The organism is Streptomyces sp. NPDC007929, from assembly GCF_042959065.1.
Taxonomy (GTDB): domain Bacteria; phylum Actinomycetota; class Actinomycetes; order Streptomycetales; family Streptomycetaceae; genus Streptomyces.
Map to the genome: position 1 here is coordinate 380,709 of NZ_JBIBKD010000007.1, position 19,906 is coordinate 400,614.

15 protein-coding genes and 1 pseudogene are annotated in these 19,906 nt (G+C 71.5%); 6 read left to right on the plus strand and 10 right to left on the minus strand.

The features are described from left to right. Window positions 1-51 precede the first annotated feature (51 nt). From ACFZDE_RS25085 to ACFZDE_RS25095, 3 genes are all read left to right on the plus strand, one after another. Window positions 52-1,095 (plus strand): GDSL-type esterase/lipase family protein, encoded by a 1,044-nt coding sequence (locus tag ACFZDE_RS25085; RefSeq protein WP_391203234.1) that lies wholly within the window; start codon window positions 52-54, stop codon window positions 1,093-1,095. 79 nt (window positions 1,096-1,174) lie between these two features. Further along, window positions 1,175-2,857: a DUF2264 domain-containing protein gene (locus tag ACFZDE_RS25090; protein WP_391203237.1), complete on the plus strand. Its 1,683-nt coding sequence runs from the start codon at window positions 1,175-1,177 to the stop codon at window positions 2,855-2,857. A 68-nt stretch (window positions 2,858-2,925) separates the two neighbouring features. Next, window positions 2,926-3,753 carry an isocitrate lyase/phosphoenolpyruvate mutase family protein gene (locus ACFZDE_RS25095; RefSeq protein WP_391203241.1) on the plus strand — a complete coding sequence of 276 codons (828 nt, stop codon included), beginning with the start codon at window positions 2,926-2,928 and terminating at the stop codon, window positions 3,751-3,753. Between the two features lies 1 nt (window position 3,754). Here the strand turns inward: ACFZDE_RS25095 and ACFZDE_RS25100 are convergent, their stop codons facing one another. From ACFZDE_RS25100 to ACFZDE_RS25110, 3 genes and pseudogenes are all read right to left on the minus strand, one after another. Beyond that, on the minus strand, window positions 3,755-4,324 hold the full coding sequence (locus ACFZDE_RS25100; protein WP_390994034.1) for a WHG domain-containing protein: 570 nt from the start codon (window positions 4,322-4,324) through the stop codon (window positions 3,755-3,757). Window positions 4,325-4,486: 162 nt separating this feature from the next. Next, window positions 4,487-5,806 (minus strand): jacalin-like lectin, encoded by a 1,320-nt coding sequence (locus tag ACFZDE_RS25105; protein WP_391203244.1) that lies wholly within the window; start codon window positions 5,804-5,806, stop codon window positions 4,487-4,489. Between the two features lie 116 nt (window positions 5,807-5,922). Then, window positions 5,923-6,384: pseudogene (locus tag ACFZDE_RS25110) on the minus strand (hypothetical protein). A gap of 269 nt (window positions 6,385-6,653) precedes the next feature. Between ACFZDE_RS25110 and ACFZDE_RS25115 the strand changes: the two are divergent. After that, window positions 6,654-8,003 carry an MFS transporter gene (locus ACFZDE_RS25115; protein ID WP_391203247.1) on the plus strand — a complete coding sequence of 450 codons (1,350 nt, stop codon included), beginning with the start codon at window positions 6,654-6,656 and terminating at the stop codon, window positions 8,001-8,003. Window positions 8,004-8,204: 201 nt separating this feature from the next. Here the strand turns inward: ACFZDE_RS25115 and ACFZDE_RS25120 are convergent, their stop codons facing one another. The 6 genes from ACFZDE_RS25120 to ACFZDE_RS25145 form a co-directional block, all read right to left on the minus strand. After that, window positions 8,205-11,117: a glycoside hydrolase family 2 TIM barrel-domain containing protein gene (locus ACFZDE_RS25120; RefSeq protein ID WP_391203250.1), complete on the minus strand. Its 2,913-nt coding sequence runs from the start codon at window positions 11,115-11,117 to the stop codon at window positions 8,205-8,207. A 12-nt stretch (window positions 11,118-11,129) separates the two neighbouring features. Beyond that, a complete protein-coding gene (locus ACFZDE_RS25125; protein ID WP_391203253.1) occupies window positions 11,130-12,026 on the minus strand; it encodes an ABC transporter permease subunit in 897 nt (298 codons plus the stop codon). Beyond that, the gene (locus ACFZDE_RS25130) at window positions 12,023-12,988 is read right to left on the minus strand and encodes an ABC transporter permease subunit (RefSeq protein WP_391203256.1); all 966 of its coding nucleotides are present in this window, start codon (window positions 12,986-12,988) and stop codon (window positions 12,023-12,025) included. Before ACFZDE_RS25130 ends, ACFZDE_RS25125 begins: the two co-directional genes overlap by 4 nt. A gap of 20 nt (window positions 12,989-13,008) precedes the next feature. Then, window positions 13,009-14,274 carry an extracellular solute-binding protein gene (locus ACFZDE_RS25135; protein ID WP_391203259.1) on the minus strand — a complete coding sequence of 422 codons (1,266 nt, stop codon included), beginning with the start codon at window positions 14,272-14,274 and terminating at the stop codon, window positions 13,009-13,011. Between the two features lie 220 nt (window positions 14,275-14,494). Next, a complete protein-coding gene (locus ACFZDE_RS25140; protein WP_391203262.1) occupies window positions 14,495-15,739 on the minus strand; it encodes an ROK family protein in 1,245 nt (414 codons plus the stop codon). A gap of 185 nt (window positions 15,740-15,924) precedes the next feature. After that, window positions 15,925-16,626 (minus strand): ANTAR domain-containing protein, encoded by a 702-nt coding sequence (locus ACFZDE_RS25145; RefSeq protein ID WP_391203265.1) that lies wholly within the window; start codon window positions 16,624-16,626, stop codon window positions 15,925-15,927. A 229-nt stretch (window positions 16,627-16,855) separates the two neighbouring features. On the opposite strand from ACFZDE_RS25145, the gene ACFZDE_RS25150 reads away from it, so the two are divergent. Beyond that, window positions 16,856-17,206, plus strand: a complete 351-nt coding sequence (locus ACFZDE_RS25150; RefSeq protein WP_390994024.1) for a MarR family transcriptional regulator — start codon at window positions 16,856-16,858, stop codon at window positions 17,204-17,206. Window positions 17,207-17,311: 105 nt separating this feature from the next. Here the strand turns inward: ACFZDE_RS25150 and ACFZDE_RS25155 are convergent, their stop codons facing one another. Beyond that, window positions 17,312-18,574 (minus strand): D-arabinono-1,4-lactone oxidase, encoded by a 1,263-nt coding sequence (locus tag ACFZDE_RS25155; RefSeq protein ID WP_391203268.1) that lies wholly within the window; start codon window positions 18,572-18,574, stop codon window positions 17,312-17,314. A gap of 172 nt (window positions 18,575-18,746) precedes the next feature. On the opposite strand from ACFZDE_RS25155, the gene ACFZDE_RS25160 reads away from it, so the two are divergent. Then, on the plus strand, window positions 18,747-19,754 hold the full coding sequence (locus tag ACFZDE_RS25160) for an NAD(P)-dependent oxidoreductase (RefSeq protein ID WP_391203271.1): 1,008 nt from the start codon (window positions 18,747-18,749) through the stop codon (window positions 19,752-19,754). Window positions 19,755-19,906 lie beyond the last annotated feature (152 nt).

The window sequence follows — 19,906 nt, forward strand, 5'->3', positions numbered from 1 at the left end:
GAGCGGTACGGTCCCCCTCCAGGTCTTGTCATGTGCCGGGAGGAGCCTGAAGTGAGACGTTTCAGCATCGCCGTCGCCGCAGCGGTGACCCTGGGGACGGCGTTGTCGTCCGTACCCGCCCACGCCGACGCCACGCACGGGGCCCGTGGCCTCGCCCACTGCGCCGCCGACGCCTGCCACTTCGACGTCCCGCCGGGGACGTACGACGTACGGGTCACACTCGGCGGGAAAACGGCTTCCAGCACGAGCGTCACCGGAGAGAGCCGCCGCTCCCTGCTCCAGGAGACGACCGCACCCGCCGGAAAACGCATCACCCGCAGTTTCACGGTGAACGTCCGCACCCCCGAGGGCGAGCCCACCGGCCCCGAGGGAACCCCCGGCCTCGACCTCAGGATCGGCGGGACCGCCCCGGCCCTCGCCGGGATCGAGGTCAAGCGGGCCCGGCACGCCCGCCAGATCTTCCTGGTCGGCGACTCCACCGTCTGCGACCAGCCCGGCGACCCGTACTCCGGCTGGGGCCAGCAACTGCCGCAGTTCCTCCGCGAGGGCGTGTCCGTCGCCAACTACGCCGATTCCGGGGAGAGTACGGTCAGCTATCTGGGGAACCCGCGGCTGTGGGCCACCGTACGGCCCCTGATCCGCCCCGGCGACGCGGTCCTCGTCCAGCTCGCGCACAACGACAAGACCACGGACGAGGCCACCTACTGGGCCAACCTGGAAGCCCTGGTCGCGGGCGTCCGGGAACGGGGCGGACAGCCGGTCCTTGTCACCCCCGTCGTGCGGCGCTGGTTCAACACCGACGGCACGCTCAACAACGGAACCGCCCTCCTGGTCAACGGCCTCGGCGTCGACCACCCGGCCGTCATCCGCTCGGTCGCCGCGGCGCGGGACGTCCCGCTGATCGACCTCACGGCGAAGACCAAGGCGCTGGTGGAGTCCCTCGGTGTGGAAGGCTCCAAGGCGCTGTACCTCACCGATGAGGCGCGGGACAACACGCACACGTCGGTGCGCGGTGCGACGGCCTTCGCGCGCCTCGTCCGCGACGAACTCGTCACCCTGCATCTGGTGCCCAGAGGCACGGTGCGGGTGGGATAGACCCCTGGGGCGCCCCGACCGGAACCGGGGCGCTCCAGGTCCGACCCGTTCCGGCCGGCCCGAGCATGAAAGACACGCGATGCAGCTGCCCCCCGACGACCGCACGACGTCCCCGTTCACCGGTTACACCCGCGCCCACTGGGAGGCGGCGGCCGACGCGCTGCTCGCCGCGGTCGAGCCGTACGCGACCGAGGACCGCGCGCTCTACCACCTGCCCGGCGACCGGTCCAGCTGGTCGGGCCGCCTCTCCGACGGCCTGGAGGGCTACGCCCGCACCCTGCTGCTCGCCGCGTTCCGCCGTGACGAGAAGGCCCTGGAACGCTATGCGACCGGCCTCGCCGCCGGTGTCTCGGGAGTCTGGCCCCGCATCGAGGACCGCAGCCAGCCCCTGGTGGAGGCGGCGTCCGTCGCCCTGGCCCTGCGCCTCACCCGGGACCTCCTCTGGGACCGCCTGGACGACGGCGTACGTCAGCGGGCGGCCGCGTGGCTGGCCGACTCCCTCACGGCCGAGCCCTGGCCGTGCAACTGGGAGCTGTTCCCGGTCACCGTGGGCGGCTTCCTCGCCGAAATCGGTTACGAGCAGGACGCTTCCCGCGCGGCGATCGACCGCGGCCTGGAACGCATCGAGCAGTGGTACGTCGGCGAGGGCTGGTACACCGACGGCGACGGCCGCAAGTACGACTACTACAACGGCTGGGCGATGCACCTCTACCCGGTGCTGCACGCGTGGCTGGAGCAGGACGAGCGCCTGCTGGAGCTGTACGGCGACCGCCTCGGCCGGCACCTCTCGGACTACGCCCGTCTCTTCGGCGGCGACGGCGCCCCCATGCGCCAGGGCCGCTCCCTGACCTACCGCTTCGCCACGACGGCCCCGCTCTGGCTGGGTGCGCTGATCGGCCGTACGCCCCTGCCGCCCGGCGAGACCCGGCGGCTGGCCTCGGGCGCGCTCAAGTACTTCCTGGACCGGGGCGCGGTGGACGACCGGGGTCTGCTCTCCCTCGGCTGGCACGGCCCCGACGAGTCCGTGCTGCAGGGCTACTCGGGCCCGGCCTCCCCGTACTGGGCGAGCAAGGGTTTCCTGGGCCTGCTCCTGCCCGCGGACCACGAGGTCTGGACGGTGCCGGAGGAGGCCGCCCCCGCCGAACGCGCGGACGGTGTCACCCCCGTCGGACCGCCCAACTGGCTGGTGCAGTCCACCCGTTCCGACGGCGTGGTCCGCCTCCACAACCACGGCAGCGAGGACGTCCGCTACGACCCGTACTACACGCGGCTGGCGTACTCCACGGTGACGACGCCCTCGGACGCGTACGACAACAGCGTCCTGGTCGCCGGCGACCCGAGCCGTACCGGCATCGAACCGCTGGGCGTGGGCGAGGGCTGGGCGGCGTCCCGGCACAGCGCCGGTGCGGGCGCGCGGGTGACGAGCGTGGTGCTGGCGCGGGGAGCGGTGGAGGTGCGGGCGCATCTGGTCGCGGGCGCGGCGCCGGGAACGGCGGTACGGGTGACCGGGTGGAGCGCACCGGAGGGTGCCCAGGCCGAACTGCTGCCCGCGGTGGGCCTCGACGACGACCTCACGGGTGTCACCACCGGCGATGCCACCCTGTTCGTCGCCCTGGCCCGGCTCACCGCCGAGACCGACCCCGGCCCACTGGCGGAAACCGTCGCCGTAACCGGTTCCGGGGAGGGCGAACTGACGATCCGCTGGACCGAGGGGCCCGAGGTGCGGGTCCGGCTCGACGAGGGTGGCGTACAGGTCGACTGAGGCGTGCCGCCGTCGGGCGCCGCCATGCTTCGGTCCCTGCCGAAGTGAGCGGGGCCTAGCGTGCGGGCATGACCGTGGATCCGCAGCCGAAGCCCTTCGATCCGGCGGGGGCCGCCACCGCCTTCGCCGGTCTGCACCGCGCCGGGGAGCCCCTGCTCCTGCCCAACGCCTGGGACCATGCGTCAGCCCGGGCCCTCGCGGGACAGGGGTTTTGTGCCGTCGGGACGACGAGCCTGGGCGTCGCCGCGGCGGCCGGCCTCCCCGACGGGGCGGCGGCGACCCGCGAGGAGGCGCTGCGGCTGGCCATGGCCCTGGGCTCCGAGCCCTTCCTGCTGTCCGTCGACGCGGAGGGTGGATTCAGCGACCACCCCGACGAAGTCGCCCGCTTGGCAAGGGAGTTGTACGCCGTCGGAGCCGTCGGCATCAACCTGGAGGACGGCCTCGGACCGGCCGCCCGTCACGCGGCGAAGATCGCGGCGGTCAAACGGGCCGCTCCCGGCCTGTTCGTCAACGCCCGCACCGACACCCACTGGCTGGGCGACGGCGACGGCACCCTGGCACGTCTCGATGCCTACCGGCAGGCGGGCGCGGACGGGGTGTTCGTGCCCGGCCTCACCGACCTGCGCGGCATCGAGGCCCTGGTGCGCCACCTGGACGTGCCCCTGAACGTCCTCTACTCACCCGCCGGCCCGCCGGTCGCCCGCCTCGCCGACGTCGGCGTGGGGCGCGTCAGCCTCGGCTCGCTGCTGTACCGGCGGGCGCTGGGGGCGGCCCTGGAGGCGGTGGCGGACCTCCGTGCGGGCCGGACACCGACGGGTCCGACGCCGTCGTACGACGAGGTGGCGGAGTTCGCAGCGCCGGATCCCGGGACCGGCCCGGCCCGGCCTCGGGAGTGATCTAGCGGGGCCAGTTCCGCAGCAGGACGTCCAGGGCGTCGATCGCCCTGTCCCAGGAGACCTGCACGTCACGGGGCGCGCCGAAGGCGCCGGTGGACTCCAGGGCGCAGTAGCCGTGGAAGGTGCTGCGCAACAGGCGCACGGCGTCGGTGAGGTCGGGTTCCTCCAGGCCGTAGGCGCGGAGCATGCCGTAGGTGACGTCGGCCGTGCGGCGCATCGCGGGGGAGTCGGAGACCAGCTCCGGGTCGATCCGGAGCTGTGTCGCCGCGTACCGGCCGGGGTGCTCCAGGGCGTAGGCCCGGTAGGCGGCGGCGAAGGCGGCCAGGGTGTCCCGGCCGGGCGCCTGTCCCTCGACCGCCTGCGCGATCCGGTCGATCATCTCGCCACCGGCGAGGAGGGCCATCCTGATCCGCAGGTCCCGCAGATTCCGGACGTGGGTGTACAGGCTCGCGTCCTTCACCCCGAAGCGACGGGCCAGGGCGGAGAGGGTGACGCCCTCGAACCCGGCCTCGTCGGCGAGGTCGGCCGCGGCCGCGACGAGGCGCTCGGGGGTGAGACCGGCTCTGGGCATGGGGGTTCGATATCACCTCTCGATGAGAGCCGGGCCGTCGGTGCGGCCCCATGGGAGCCGGGAGCGATCGTAGCCGCCGGTGTGGGGGCGCGGCCGCCGTACCCCACCGGTCGTGTCGCGCCGCGCGGGTCACGCTCCACGGCTCTCCGAGGGGCGAACGCCTCAGCGGATCGGCGCGTACACCACCCCCAGCTTGTCCAGCTCGTCGCCCGCGCGGCCGGTGAAGCCCACGATCTGCCGGCCGGAGGGTGCCGTGAAGGTCCTCGCCTCGGACGTCGCCGTGCCGGCGGACAGGGTGCGGCCGCGGTCCGTCGTGAACGACGCCGAGAACAGCCGTGTACGGCCGTTCTTCTGACCCTGCGTCAGTTCGACCGAGGTCAGGTGCTCACCCGCGGCCAGGGTCAGGGAGGCCGCGGTGCCGCCCGTACCACCGTGGGCGAGGGTCGTGCCGCCGTCGTGGGTGAGGGACACACCGTCCAGGCGAGCACCGCCGCGCAGGGTGAGGGTGCGCGGAGACGGGACGGCCGGCAGGTCGTCCGCGTCGTTGAACGCCGTGCCGTGCGGGCCGCCGAAGAAGTCGCTGGCGCGCAGCGACGGGTCGAGGGTGTAGGAGAAGTCGACCGCGTGCGGGAAGTGGTCGGAGAGGTTGCCGCCGGCCGGGTCCAGGAAGGACGCCCACGCGTTGCTGTAGCGGGTCGCGTTCAGGCTCAGCAGCCTGCTGCCGCGGTAGAGGACCTTGTCCACGACCTCGCAGTCGTCCGGCGGTGCCGTGGCAGGACAGACGAGCGCGGGACCACCCTGCGCCGGGGGCGTCCCGCCCTTCACGCGCTGCACCCACGCGTCGGTCAGGCCGTTCTCGCTCACGAGCGTGCGGATGTTGTCTCCGGAGCGGGTGTAGCGCGTGTTCGTGTCGCCCATGACGATGACCGCGTTGCCGGACGAGTTGGCGCGGATGAAGTCGGAGAGCTGCTGGACGTTGGCACGGCGGGCGGCGAGCGCGTCGTCGGTGTCGTCCGCGTTGGTGTGCACGTTGTAGAGGTCCAGGAAGGCACCCTCGGCGAGCCGGACCCGTGCCAGGGAGAACCCCTTCGGGGTGAGGCAGTTGGTGCCGGTGCACTTGTTCCACTTGACGCGCTGGAAGTCCTCGAAGGGAAGGTCCGAGAGCGTGTTCAGGCCGTCCCCGAACGGGACACCGCCACTGGTCGCGGTGCGGTGGGCGTGGTCGTCGCCCGCGTACAGGGCGGCGTGGTAGTTGAAGTCCTCCTGCACGTTGACGATGTCGTAGGTCCCGAGGCGCGGCGAGATCAGCGGCGTGTTCTTCGCCGGGTTGCCCGAGCTCAGGCCCTCGGGGAGCCCTGCGACGTTGTAGGTGAGGACGGAGAAGGAGCCGGAGTCCGCGGCCACGGCGGGTGTCGCGCTGGTGGTCGCCAGGCCCGTGACGGCCAGGGCGGCGGCCACGACGGTGCCGATCAGTCTCTTCATGGGGTGTCTCCGGTCGGAGAGGCGGGGGGTGGAAGAAGTTGAACGTTGCTCAGGTTCGAGGGCAACACCCTTGGTGCGCAAGGGGAACAGCACGAACAGTGGGAGACGTCTTCGCGTCATGAGGGACGCAGGAGGTCCAGGTCCGTGCCCCAGGCGTCGAGCACCGCGCCGTGCCCGGCGTCGCGCGCAGCCCTCTCGATCCCGGTGAAGAGCGCGCGCTGGGTGGACGGGTCGCCGTCGCCCAGGACGCGCCGCAGGACCGGCAGAAGACGGTCCGCACCCCACCGGGGATCGCTTAGCGGTTGCCGCTCCAGCTCCCAGCGCAGGTACTTGTTGTACGGCCGGACGCGGCGGTGCAGGGTGAACAGCACCTAGCGGAACCGGTCCAGCGCGGCGAGTTCGCAGGCGTGCCGGTCCCGGAGGATCACGTGCAGGTCGTGGTCGGAGTGGGCGGTGGGCATGCCCTCGTGGACCTGGGAGCCGCTGAGGACCAGCCCCACGACCGCGGGATCCTCGGCCGCCCGCGTGACGAAGGCCGCCAGTGTGTCGTCGGGGGTGCTGCCCATGACGATGTGCATGGTGATGTCTCCCTGCGAGAAACGCGCCGACGCTGGAAACGCGCCGACGCATGGGAACGCGATGGCGCGTGGAAACGTGATGGCGCTGGAAACGCGCCGACGCATGGGAACGCGATGGCGCGTGGAAACGTGATGGCGTCTGCGGTGTCCGGGACACCGCGGGAGAGATCAGCTCACGGCGCGGACGCTACCCCGCCCGCACCGTTGGCCGGTACCGCTTTCCGCCCACCGTCGTAGGGTTGCCCTGCATCGGCGACGGGGGAGGTTGCATGACGCACGAGGCGGCACGACGCGCGGACGAACCCGGGAGCAGTGCGTCCGGTGGTGAGCCCCACGCCGGCTTACCCGGCGCCCGGCGCCCGCTGTGGCGGCAGCGCGGCTTCAGCATCTTCTGGGCCGCGCAGACCCTCTCCGTCCTCGGCGACTCCTTCGCGCTGATCGCCCTGCCCCTGCTGGTCCTGGAGGCCACCGGCTCGGTCGCCCGGATGGGGCTGCTGACCGCGGTGGGCGGGGCCGCGTCCGTCGTGGCGGCGGTGTTCGCCGGGGCGGTCGTGGACCGGGTGGACCGCCGCCGGCTGCTCATCGCCTGCGACCTGGTGCGCATGGGGCTGTACGGGGTGATCCCGCTGGTGTGGCTGTTCGGCCCGCAGCTGTGGCTGCTGTACGCGGTGCTGCCGTTGTGCGAGGCCGTCGGCATGCTGTTCGCGGTCGGCTACGTCACGGCCGTGCGCGCGCTGGTCGGTACCGGGCAACTCACCGAGGCCAACGGGCGGTTGAACGCGACCGCAGCCTCGGCGGGTGTCCTCGGGCCGCTGTGCGCGGGGCTGGTCGCGGCGTGGTCCGGCCCGGCCGCGGCCGTCGGTGTGGACGCGGCCAGCTTCGGGGTGTCGGCGGTGTGCCTGTTCTTCGTCCGGTTCCCGACCCGCACCCGCACCAACGCCCCCACCGCCACCAACGCCCCCACCCCCACCAACGCCCCCACCTCCACTCCCGATGAACAGCCGGGCACCCGCACCGGGCTCTGGCAGGACCTCCGTACCGGCATCGTCTTCCTCTACGGCCACCCCGTGCTGCGCTCGCTCACCGTCCTGCTGTTCGTCTTCAGCTTCCTCACCCTCGGCCTCAACGACCTGGTCATCTATCACCTCAAGTACGACCTGGGGCATGACGACGGCACCGTCGGCACGGTCATGGCGGCCGGTGCGCTGGGAACCATCGCCGGTGCCCTGCTCGTGGCCAGGATCCGCCGCCGCCTCGGCTTCGGGGCGACGTGGACCTGCTCGGTCGCGGGGTGCGGGCTCGCGTTCGCCGGTCTCGGCTGGGCCAGTGACGTGCCGGTCGTCGCGGCCCTCAGCGCCGTCTTCCTCGCCTGTGCCGCCATGGGGGGCACCTGCTCGATGTCACTGCGCCAGGAGGTGACCCCGGAACACCTGCTGGGCCGGGTCACCTCCGCGTTCTGGACCCTTCACTACGCGGCGGCCCCCGTCGGCGCCGCCGTCCTCACCTGGGCCGCCGAGGAACAGGGCACGGCCCCGGTCGCCCTGGCGGCCGGAGCGATCTGCGTCCTGCTCGCGGTGACGGCCCTGCTCACCCCGATCCGCCGAGCGGGCCGCCCCTGACCCCGCCTCGGCCGCCCCCTCCGGTCAGCCGTTGTTCCCCGTGCACTGCCGCAGACGCCACTTCCGCGGCACCCGCGACCCCATGGACGCCGGCAGCCCCGCGACCATGTCGCCGAGGACGGCCGCGATCAGGTACCTGATCCGGCCCGCCGCCACCGTCAGGTCCCCGATGGCGGCGGCGGGAAGAAGAAAACGTCTTCTTCACCCGGTGGTCGAGAACACGAACGAGAACTCCGCCGGCTCCGCCCTCAGGAAGTACCGCGGCAGCGGACCCGGGCCGCAGGACTGCGAGCCGATGCCGTGCTGCCCGTGGTCGAGGTTGACCCACACCGTGTCGCCGGCCGTGAGGTCGGTGCGGTGCCGGGCCGCGTCCAGCTGCTCGGTCGTCCAGCGCCGCGCCGTGAACCAGAACTCCGGGTCGCCCTCGATCCGCAGCCCGCCGAGCTCCACCCAGCGGACATCCGCCCGGGCGCCGTTCTCCTGCGGCCGGACGTACGGCGTCTGCAGCCCGTCCACCGTCGAGCGCCAACGGCCCACCATGGACGCCTTGCCGGTGTCCGGGTAGGCCTCGCCGGGACCGCCGCCGAACCACTCCACCCGGTCCGCCTCCGCCAGCCCGAAGCGGACACCGAGCCGGGGCAGCGGCACCGTCCAGTCGCCCTGGGGCGTCACGGACACGGTCAGCCGCAGCCGCTCACCGTCGGACGTCCAGCGGTACACCGTGTCCAGACCCACCTCGCGGGCGGCCGGTGCCACCCGGGTCCGGACGGTGAGCGCGTCGTCGCCCGCCTCGACCGACACCAGGCGGTGCCGCATCCGGTGCAGGCCCAGCGTGCGCCACAGCGTCCCGTAGCGGGTGTCGCTCTGCCACTCGGCGCCGTCGTCGTTGTCGGTCGGCGCCCGCCACACGTCCAGCCGCGGCGTCGCACCGACCTCCACCCCGCCGATCGTGAGCAGCGCGCCGGTGCGGGCGTCGAACCCGGCCGGGCCGAGCGTGATCCGGTCGCCGTCGGGCACGGGCCGGTCGGTCGCCGGGAAGGTCGGCAGCGGCCGTGCCCCCACCGCGAACTGGCCCCAGGCCACCACATGCCCCTGCGCGGCCCAGGCGGTGTCGTCCGCGAGCAGCGCCCGCACCGTCCACTGCCGCTCGCCGCCCCGGCCGTCCGCGGGCGGCTCCGGCAGCTTCACCTCGGCGCTCTCGCCCGGCGCGAGTGCCGGCACCGCGAGCGGACCCGACTCGACGGTCTCGCCGTCCACCTGGCACGACCACTCGAAGGCCAGCGCCGACAGGTCCGCGAAGTCCTGCTTGTTGGTGACGCGCACGGTGCCGTTGGCGCCTCCCTCAAGCTCTCGGCTTCGCTCGAGCAGGGGGGACCCCCAGCCCTCGATCCGGACCGGCTCGATGACCTTCTTGTACTCGATCAGGCCCGGCGACGGCGTCCGGTCCGGGAAGACCAGCCCGTCGCACACGAAGTTGCCGTCGTGCAGCTCCTCGCCGAAGTCACCGCCGTAGGCGTAGCCCAGCTCGGCGTGGCGGACGCCGTGGTCGATCCACTCCCAGACGAAGGCGCCCTGGAGCCGCTCGTGCTTCTCGAACAGCTCCTGGTAGTCGGCGAGTCCGCCCGGGCCGTTGCCCATGGCGTGCGCGTACTCGCACTGGATGAAGGGCAGTTCGCGGCGCCGGAGCGGGCCGCCGTCGAGCCGCTGCCCGATCTTGTCGACCTCGTCGTGGAAGGCGTACATCCGCGAGTACACGTCCGTGTCGCGGCAGTTCCAGTCGCCCTCGTAGTGGACCAGCCGCTCGGGGTCGCGGGCGTGGATCCACTCGGCCATGGCGGTCAGCCCGCGGCCGGTGCCGGCCTCGTTGCCCAGCGACCAGAAGACGACCGACGGGTGGTTCTTGTCCCGCTCGACCATGCGCGCCGCGCGGTCCAGCAGGGCCGGGGTCCAGCGGTCGTCGTCGACCGGGTTGTCCCGCCAGTCCTGTTCGACGAAACCGTGGGTCTCCAGGTCGCACTCGTCGATGACCCACAGCCCGTACTCGTCGCACAGGTCCAGGAAGGCCGGGTGCGGCGGGTAGTGCGAGGTGCGCACGGCGTTGAGGTTGTGCCGCTTCATCAGCAGCACGTCCTCGCGCATGGTCTCCAGGTCGAGGGCGCGGCCGTGCTCGGGGTGCCACTCGTGCCGGTTGACGCCCTTGAAGAGGACGGCCGTTCCGTTGACCTTGATCAGCCCGTCCTCGAGGACGACCGTACGGAAACCGATGCGCAGCGGCACCCGCTCCCCGTCCGTGACCAGCACACCGTCGTACAGCCGCGGCGTCTCGGCGGTCCACGGCTCGACCCCGACGGTCACCGGCTCACCGGTGGCGACATCGATGTCCAGGGCCGCCACGAGCACCCGCCCGTCGACGTCGGAGTCGACGCGCAGGGTGCCCTCACCGGTGGTGTGGTCGTAGGAGGCGTGCACGAAGAAGTCGCCCGCACCGCCGGCCGGGCGGTGCAGCAGTGTCACGTCCCGGAAGATGCCCGGCAGCCACCACTGGTCCTGGTCCTCCAGGTACGACCCCGCCGACCACTGGTGCACGCGCACGGCGAGCACGTTGGGGCCCGGCTTCAGCAGCTCACCCACCGCGAACTCGTGCGCGAGCCGGGAGCCCTTGAACTCGCCGAGCTCCGTGCCGTTCAGCCAGACGCGGGCGCAGGACTCGACCCCGTCGAAGCGCAGCACCGCTCCGCCGTCCGACGGCCAGTCGTGCGGCAGGTCGAAGACGCGCAGATGGTCACCGGTGGGGTTCTCCGTCGGGACGTACGGCGGGTCCACCGGGAAGGGGTAGAGGTGGTTGGTGTAGATCGGGGAGCCGAACGCCCCGTCGCCCTGGAGGACCCAGTGCCCGGGGACCGTGACCTCGGCCCAGTTCCCGGCGTCGTAGCCCTCCTCGGCGAACGAGTCGTCCTCGGCTCCGGCGGTGGCCGAGAGCCGGAAACGCCAGCTGCCGTTCAGCGACAGGGACCGTGCGTCCGAGGCCGCGTACCAGGCGCGGGGCGGCAGGGCCTCGCTGCCCGGACGGACGTCCTCGACGTAGTCGACGGATGGGGTCGTACGGAAAGACATCGGTCTCCTAGCTCAGCCCTTGATGCCGGTCTGTGCGATCCCCTGCACCAGCCAGCGCTGGAGGAAGAGGAAGACGAACACCAGGGGCAGGATGGAAATGGCCGTGGCCATGAAGATCATGTGGAACACGACGGTCTGGTTGGTCATATAGCTGGAGAGCGCCACCTGGACGGTCCACGAACCGGGGTCCTGTCCGATGACCAGCGGCCACAGGAACGCGTTCCAGCCGGCGATGAACGTGATCGTGGCCATCGCCGCGAAGAAGTTCAGCGAGTTGGGCACGACGACACGCCAGTACGCACCCCAGTAGCCCAGCCCGTCCATGCGTGCCGCCTCCTCCAGTTCCTTGGGGAACCCCAGGAAGTACTGCCGGAAGAGGAAGCAGGTGAAACCACTGAACAGGCCCGGGACGATGAGGCCCTGGTAGGTGTCCACCCAGCCGAGCGAGGAGACCAGCACGAAGCTCGGCACGAAGGTGACCGCGGTGGGGACCATCAGGGTGCCCAGGACGGCGTAGAACACCTTGTTGGCGTGCTTGTACGGGATACGCGCCAGACCGTAGCCCGCCAGCGAGCACACCAGCAGGACGCCGACGGTGTGCAGGGTGGCCACGACCGCCGAGTTCCACAGGGACTGGGCGAAGGGGACGGTCTCGTCGCCGAACAGCTCGCCGATGTTGCCCCACTGGATGTCCGTGGGGAAGAACTTCCAGTTCTCGCCGGTGATCTCGGCGTCCGTGGACAGGGCGTTGCGGACGAGGATGTAGAACGGGATCAGGAAGAGGAAGGCGGCGACCCCGGTGGCGATGTAGAGGCCGGTGGAGCTCATCACGCCGCCGCCGCGCCTCACCCGGCTGGTGGTGTCCGACGTCGGCGCGGACTTGCGCACCTTGGGGATGGTGGAGGTCACTTGGACTCGTCCCCCCTTCCGAAGCCCATGAACTTGCCCTGGAGCAGGGTCACGGCGCAGATCAGCACGGTCAGGATGAGTGCGCCCGCGCTGCCGGCGCCGTAGTCCTGGCTCTCGCCCAGGGCCTTGTAGTACAGCTCCATGAGGGGCGGGCGGCCCCAGGTGGTCTTCGACAGCAGGTTGAAGAACTCGTCGAAGGCCTGGTAGGCGGCGACGAGCAGCAGCAGGATCACCGCCGTGGACGTGGCCCGCAGCTGGGGCAGGGTGATGTGCCAGAAAGTCTGCCAGCCCGACTTGGCGCCGTCGATGGCGGCGGCCTCGTACAGCTCCTCCGGGATGTTCTGCAGCGCGGCGATGAACAGGATCATGTAGAACCCGGACTGCAGCCACAGCCGGGCGCTCACGATGACCAGCCAGTACCAGGGCGGGTTGGGGTCGATCAGCCAAGCGATGTTCTCGACCCCGAACCAGCTGAGGACCGTGTTCATCAGGCCGAAGCGGACCCCGCTGAAGATGGACATCTTCCAGATGAGCGACGCGGCGACGTAACTGACCGCGGTCGGCAGGAAGAACACCGAGCGGAAGAACGCCCGCATGAAGCGCATCCGGTTCACCAGCAGCGCAAGGCCCAGCGACAGCGCCCAGGTGGTGGGCACGATGAACGCGGCGAAGACGGTGAAGGTACCGAGCGAGCCGACGAAGTCGTCGTTCGTCAGCATGTACGTGTAGTTGTCGAACCCGACGAACTTGTCGGGCGTGACGGTGAAGCGTGCCTCGAAGAAGCTCAGCCACAGGCTCCAGAGGATCGGCGCGTAGACGAAGATCGCCAGGCCGATCAGGAACGGGCCGGTGAACAGCCAGAAGGTGAAGGTGGGGCTGCCCCGCAGGCGCCGCCGCGGCGTGGCCGGGGAGGCCTTCGCCGGGGCGGAGCCCGCGAGGTCGAGCTTGGTGGTCGTCGACATCTCGTGATCCGTCCCGCGACCTAGCCGAACAGCTTCTTGAGCTCGCGGTTGACGGCCGTGTCACACCGGTCGAGGGCCTTCTCCGGGTCCATGTTCTTGCGGACGCTGTTGGCGAAGACGTCCTCGAAGGCGGTGCGCATGGCCTGGGTCCAGCCGATGTTGTCGAAGTGGCCGAACTCGTTGAAGAGCTTGACGCCCTCGGCGGCGTTGCCCGTCTTGAGCTTGTCGGCCGTCTTGGCGAGCGAGGTGCGCGGCGGGATGTGGAAGCCGTAGGAGGTGGCCCAGTCCTCCTGGTACTCCTTCTGGTCGATCCACAGCCACTTCACGTACTCCTTGGCCGCGTCGACGTCCTTGCCCTTGGCGTTGACGAACATCGACCAGCCGCCGTTGTAGACGGACGGCTTCCCGGAGTCCGTGACCTTCGGGAAGGGGAAGACGCCCCAGTCGTCGCCGAGCGCGTCCTGGATCGCCGGCATGGCCCACATGCCGCAGAACTGGATGGCGCACAGGCCCTGGTTGAAGGAGGAGGGGTCCCAGGACTCGGTCGGGGCGCCGAGGAGAAGGTCGCCGCTGGTGAACAGCGTGCGCATCTTCTTCAGGCCCTCGACGACGCCGTCGGTGTGGTAGGCGATCTGGTTCTTGTCGTCGAGGTGCTGGGCACCCGCGGACCAGATCAGGGTGTCGTTGACGCTGTGCAGGTCGTTGCCCATGTACAGGCCCTTGACCTTGCCGGTGGTGAGCTTGGCGGCGGCCTCCATCAGCTCGTCGAGCGTGGTCGGCACCTCGACCTTGGCCTTCTCCAGCATCGACTTGCGGTAGAAGAAGAACTGCGGGTCGTCGATCATGCGGACGCCGTATATCTTCCCGTCGACCGTGTGCGACTTGATGTCGGCCGGGTTGAAGTCGTCCTTGACCGGGTTGACGATGTCGCTCAGGTCCGCCACCTGGCCGCTCTTGATGAGCTGGATCTGCGGGTGGAACTCGAAGACGTCCGGCGCGTTCTTGGTGAGCAGGGCCGAGAACAGCTTGCTCTCGAAGTCGGCGCTGGTGATCCACTGCGTGGTCACGTTGGCTTCCTTGTACGCCTTCGCGTACCGCTTGATGGCCTGCTCGGTGCCCGCCTCACCGTACGCGTGGAACATCTGCGTGAGGGTGGTGCCCGAACCGGAGCCGCCGCCCCGGCCGTTGTTGCCGCCGCACGCGGCCAGCCCGCCCGCGGCGGCCAGGCCCATCGCGGCCCGCAGTACGTTTCGGCGGTCCCAGTTCATGTTGCTCGATGCCGACATGCTGACGTCCTTGTCTCGAGTGCGGCTGCGGCTCTGCGGCTCACTGCCTGATGGCTCACGGCCCGGGGGCTCGCGCCAGATGGCTCAAAGAGAGGTGCGGTGCGGGACGCTAGAGCTTCGACTAAGGCTTCGGCAAGGGGTTGGACGAAGTCTGTACGAAGCGTTGTGTCCGGTTCGTGATTTCGAACGTGTGGGGGGTGTGGAGGAGTTGGTTCCGCCGCTACGAAGGAGTGCTCGTACGGCTCCTCGCGGGGGTGGCGCGTTTGCCGTTCTTCTGCCCGACGGTCTGCAGGGCGCCTTCGAGCGCGAACGTGGCCGCGCCCAGGCACACCGGGTCGGTGGGGATCGGGGAGAGGACGACTTCGGTGGCGGCCAGCGGCCGCGGCAGCGCGTGCCGGGCCACGGCCTCGCGCACCTCGTGCAGCAGCGGCTCGCCCAGGGTGCGGGCGACCCAGCTGCTCAGCACGACGGTCTCGGGGTTGAACAGGTTGACCAGGTCCGCGACTCCGGCGCCCAGATAGCGCGCGGTCTCGTGCACGACCCGGCGTGCCACCGGGTCGTCCGCGGCGACCCCGCGGGCCAGGGCGTCGATGGTCGCCGTCTGGTCCTCGGCGTGCAGCAGGGGGCTGTCGGGGCTGAGTTCGCGCAGGTTCAGCATGATGCCGCGCGCACCGACGTACGCCTCCACGCAGCCGTGGTTGCCGCACCGGCACAGGCGTCCGTCCAGCACCATCGTGGTGTGGCCCCACTCGCCGGCGCTGTTGCTGACGCCGCGGTGCAGTCCGCCGCCCAGGACGAGACCGGCACCCACGCCGGTGCCGAGGTTGACCACCACGGCGTCCCCGTGCCCGCGCGCGGCCCCGAACCACAGTTCGGCGACCGCGCTGGCGCGCAGCGGGTTGTCCAGGTACAGCGGGTAGGCGATGTGCTCGGTGAGCAGTTCGAGCAGCGGTACGTCGTGCCAGTCCCAGTTGGGCGCGTACTCCGAGGTGCCGGTCGCGCGGTCCACCTGCCCCGGCACGCTCACCCCGACCCCGAGCACCCGGGCGCCCTCGATGCCGGCCTGGGTGACCACCGAGCCGACGGCGGTGGCCACGTGGCCCACCACCTGCTCGGGCCGGCTCTCGCTGGGCCGGACGTCCTCCTCGGCGCGGGCCAGCACGTTCAGCCCGAGGTCGAAAAGCTCGACGTGGACGTAGGTCTCGGCGATGTCGACGCCGATCAGCGCGCCGCCCGAGGTGTTGACCGCGACCAGGCCCCGGGGCCGGCCGCCCGCCGAGTCCTCGAAGCCGACCTCGGTGATCATGCGGAGGTCGAGCAGCTCGCCGACGAGGGTGGCGACCGTGGCGAGGCTGAGGCCGGTGGCGGCCGCCAGCTCCTGCCGGGACGTGGGTGACTCCGCGATGATCTGGCGCAGCACCTCATAGCGGTTCGCGGTGCGGATGTCACGTGAGGTGCGCTTCACCGGGGTGCCCCATTCCTTCCCAGACCGGCCGGGCCGGTTCGACGTCGGCACCGGCGCGGCGCAAGGCTATGGTCTGCCGGGGACTTTCGACAAGGGGTTTGGAAAGGGGCTTTATAAAGTGCTCGCCTGCTCTGGACCGGTGGTGGCCGGGTGTGGCCTGCCCATGATGCCTCAGTGTGGGTGCGTCAGTCCCCGGTGGTGCGGCTCCGGTTCTCGCCGGCGACCGCGGCGGCCAGCTGTTGCTGCACCCGCTCCGGCAGCGTCCGGCCGCGTACGGTGCCCACCAGGTCCTGGGCCAGGTTGTGCAGCTTGGTGTTGGTGTTCTGGGAGGTCCTGACCAGCACGCTCCAGGCCGCCTCGGGGCTCAGGCCGAAGGAGGCCATCAGGATGCCGCGGGCCAGGTCGATGGTGGGCCGGGTCTGCATGGCACGGCGCAGCTGGGTGACCTCGGCGCGCAGATCGTGGCTGTCTTCCTCCGGCGGGTGCGCGATGGGCCGGTCGTCCTCCTCCGGGGGGTCCACGGTGGGCCGGCCGCCCACCTCCCGCGGGTTCGCGCCGGGCGCGGCCGGGGCGCTCTCGGGCCTGCCCGAGTCCGCGAACAGCTCCCGCGTGTCCGTCATGTCGAGCAGGCGCTCGACCGCGACGCCGCACGACCGGACGGTGACCGTCTTGCCCTCGCCGGCCGCGCGGCTGTGCAGATCCAGCAGCGCGTTGAGCCCGGAGCAGTCGCAGAACCCGATGGCGTCCAGGCGCAGGTCGAGGCCGGTGCCGGACAGCGTGAGCATGTCGTACAGCTCGGGGAGCAGCCGCCTGCTGCCCAGGTCGAGTTCGCCCCAGATGGTCACGGTCATGCGGTCGCCGTCCGGAACGACGTCCATCGTCGCCATACAGGGCGGGATCGCACCGGGTGCGCTGTCGACCGCCGTGGGTGCGGTGACCGGGTGTGGCTGAGACCGCGCAGAGTACGCAGGCTCCGGCATGGCCCTGTTCTCCCTTGCTCCGTTCGCCTTGCCTCCGCTTTCCAGCGTTGCTTCTCTACCCCATGCACGTCAACCAATACATGAAACGAAGTACGTGTTTTTGGGTGCATGAATGTTCTGTCGCTAGAGTTGGGGCATGGATGGAGTGCCCGAGTCACACAGCGGATGGACGTTCTTCACCAACCACGCCCGCGTGCTGGCCGCCATTGCCGACAATCACAGCGCGCGGATCCGCGACATCGCGGCCCATTGCCGGCTCACCGAGCGGGCCGTGCAGAAGATCATCTCCGACCTGGAGCAGGACGGATATCTCTCCCACATCCGGGAGGGGCGCACCAACACGTACCGGATCGACCCGGGCAAGGTGCTGCGCCACCCCGCCGAGGCCGGTCTGACCGTGGCCTCGCTGATGTCCCTGCTGGTCAAGGACGAGGCCGCCCGCGCCGCGACCTCCGGGACCCGGGGCGCCCCCCGCGCGGCGACCTGACTGAAGCCGGGCGCCCCCCCGAGCGGCGACCCGACAGAAGCCGGGCGCCCCCCCCGCGCGCGGCGACCCGACGGACGCGGCGCCGCGCGCGGTACCGCCGCGCCGCTACGCCTCCACCCCCGTCAGCACCCCTCGTACGAAGGTGTTGGCGAACTTCCCCCGCGGGTCCAGCTCCCGCGTCAGCGCCCGGAAGTCGCCGAGTCGCGGATACAGCGCGCCCAGGGCGGTCGCGGGGACGGTGAACACCTTCCCCCAGTGCGGCCGCGCCCCGAACGGCAGCAGGGCCTCCTCGACCCGCCGGACCACCGGCAGCACCGCCTCCGTGTCCTCGACCCAGGTGAAGTGCGCCGCGACGGTGTCCCGGCCGTAGGAGGGGCTGAGCCACTGGTCGTCGCCGGCGACCGTGCGCACCTCGCAGGTCTGCAGGACGGGGGCGACGCTCTCCCGGATCGCGTCGAGCGCGTGCAGCATCTCCACCGCGTGCCCGCGCGGCAGCAGATACTCCGACTGCAGCTCCGCCCCGCTGCTCGGGACGAACTCCGCCCGGAAGTGCGGCAGCCGCTGGTGCCACGGCCCCGGCACCCCGAACTGCTCGGTGCAGTTGACCGCGGGCATGCCCGGCACCGGATGCATCTTCTCCGTAGCGGGAGTGGCCCAGGGGAAGGCGGGCAGCGGCTGGTCGGTGCGCCGCTTGAGCCACACCTGCCGGAAGCCCGGCTCCCGCCAGTCGGTGAACAGGCTGACGCTGTACCCCGTGGCCATCACCGTCTCGAACGCCCCGGAGTCCAGCCCCTCCAGCGGCAGTTCGGTGAACACATGCTGCTCGACCTCGTAGGCCGGCTCCAGGTCCAGGGTGAGCGCGGTGACGACGCCCAGCGCGCCGAGCGACGTCACGGCACCGCCGAACCGCTCGTCTCCGCGGCCCAGGGTCAGCGCCGAGCCGTCCGCCGTGACCAGCTCCACCTCGCGCACAGACGCCGACAGCGGCCCGTTCAGCACCCCCGAGCCGTGCGTGCCGGTCGCCACCGAACCGGCCACCGAGATGTGCGGCAGGGACGCCATGTTGTGCAGCGCGAGCCCCTGCCCGTGCACCCGGCGGGCCAGCTCCGCGTAGCGGACACCGCCGCCGACCCGGACCGTGCGGGCCGCCGTGTCGACGTCCACCTCCGGGGGCAGGCCGGCCAGGGACAGCAGGACGCCCTCGGCGCCCGGTTCGGCGATCTCGTTGAACGAGTGCCCGCTGCCCAGAACCCGCACCCGCTCACCGTCCGCGACGAGCGCCCGCAGCGCGGCGAGCGACGCGGGCCGGTGCAGTTCCTTGGCCGCGTAGGTGATGTTGCCCGCCCAGTTGGTCACGGTCCCGTTCATCGCGTCGTCCTTCCCCGAGACAGCGGGGACCGGGAAGCCCCCGGCCGGAACCTACCCCGGCCCGCTGTCCGTTGCCGCCGCCGCCCGCCTGGGCCTACCGTGGAGAAGATGTAGAGAGCGGTTTCTGCGCTCTTCGCCTGCCCTTGTGCCGCCGAGCCGGAAGGTCACCTCCTTGAGCCAGCGCCCCCAGGCCTTGTTCGCCATGGCCGCCGAGAACGTGCCGCTGGTCTTCCCGCCCGAGGTGCTGGCACGGTTGCGCGCCTGCGTGGAGATCGATCCGGACCTCGTGGCCGAGGACTTCACCGACCCGCGCGTCCTCGACGCGCTGGCCCGGACCGAGATCCTGGTGACCGGCTGGGGCTGCCCCCGGCTCGACGAGACGGTCCTCGCCGCCGCGCCCCGGCTGCGGGCGGTGCTGCACTCGGCCGGGTCCGTGAAGTCCTTCGCCACCCCCGGCATCCGCGAGCGCGGCATCGCCGTCTCCTCGGCGGCCGTCGCCAACGCGCTGCCGGTCGCCGAGTACACCCTCGCCATGATCCTGCTCGCCGGAAAGGACGCCCTCGCCGCCCGCGAACGGATGCGCACGGCCCGCACATCCAACGGCTGGGGCGTCATCCCCGGCATCGGCAACCACGGCCGCCGCGTCGGCGTCATCGGCGCCTCCCGCATCGGCCGCCGCGTCCTCGAACTGCTGCGCCCCTTCGACCTGCGGCCGGTCCTGACCGACCCGTACGTCGGCGAACGGCAGGCCGCGGCGCTCGGCGTCCCCCTGCTGCCCCTGGACGAGCTGCTGCGCAGCTGCGACATCGTCACCGTCCACGCGCCCGAGACGCCCGAGACGCACCGCATGATCGGACGCCGCGAGCTGGCCCTGATGCCCGACGGCGCCGTACTGATCAACACCGCGCGCGGCGCGCTCGTCGACCATGACGCCCTGGTGGCGGAAGTGAGCTCCGGGCGCCTGACCGCGATCCTCGACGTCACCGACCCCGAGCCGCTGCCCGCCGACTCCCCGCTCTACGACCTGCCCGGCGCGTTCGTCACCCCGCACCTCGCGGGCTCCCAGGGCAACGAGCTGGCGCGGCTCGGCCTCGCCGTCGCCGAGGAGGCGGAGCGGCTGCTGGCGGGGGAGGAGCCGGCGCACCCGGTCGACTGGGCGGCACTGGCCCGCGAAGCCTGACGCACCCGGGCGGGAAGCCTGACCGCACCCGGGGGAAGCCTGACCGAACCCGGGGGAAGCCTGACCGCACCTCGGGCAATGCGTCACGAACGGGGCATTCTCCCGGCTCGGGGGGACCCGGTCCCCGCCCCGCGTACCGATGGGCATACCGT

Bases quoted from the DNA above. Each gene is read 5' to 3' on its own strand.
- ACFZDE_RS25090 (WP_391203237.1), top strand. From the start codon at position 1,175: ATGCAGCTGCCCCCCGACGACCGCACGACGTCCCCGTTCACCGGTTAC.
- ACFZDE_RS25095 (WP_391203241.1), top strand. From the start codon at position 2,926: ATGACCGTGGATCCGCAGCCGAAGCCCTTCGATCCGGCGGGGGCCGCC.
- ACFZDE_RS25100 (WP_390994034.1), bottom strand. From the start codon at position 4,324: ATGCCCAGAGCCGGTCTCACCCCCGAGCGCCTCGTCGCGGCCGCGGCC.
- ACFZDE_RS25105 (WP_391203244.1), bottom strand. From the start codon at position 5,806: ATGAAGAGACTGATCGGCACCGTCGTGGCCGCCGCCCTGGCCGTCACG.
- ACFZDE_RS25115 (WP_391203247.1), top strand. From the start codon at position 6,654: ATGACGCACGAGGCGGCACGACGCGCGGACGAACCCGGGAGCAGTGCG.
- ACFZDE_RS25120 (WP_391203250.1), bottom strand. From the start codon at position 11,117: ATGTCTTTCCGTACGACCCCATCCGTCGACTACGTCGAGGACGTCCGT.
- ACFZDE_RS25130 (WP_391203256.1), bottom strand. From the start codon at position 12,988: ATGTCGACGACCACCAAGCTCGACCTCGCGGGCTCCGCCCCGGCGAAG.
- ACFZDE_RS25135 (WP_391203259.1), bottom strand. From the start codon at position 14,274: ATGTCGGCATCGAGCAACATGAACTGGGACCGCCGAAACGTACTGCGG.
- ACFZDE_RS25145 (WP_391203265.1), bottom strand. From the start codon at position 16,626: ATGGCGACGATGGACGTCGTTCCGGACGGCGACCGCATGACCGTGACC.
- ACFZDE_RS25150 (WP_390994024.1), top strand. From the start codon at position 16,856: ATGGATGGAGTGCCCGAGTCACACAGCGGATGGACGTTCTTCACCAAC.
- ACFZDE_RS25155 (WP_391203268.1), bottom strand. From the start codon at position 18,574: ATGAACGGGACCGTGACCAACTGGGCGGGCAACATCACCTACGCGGCC.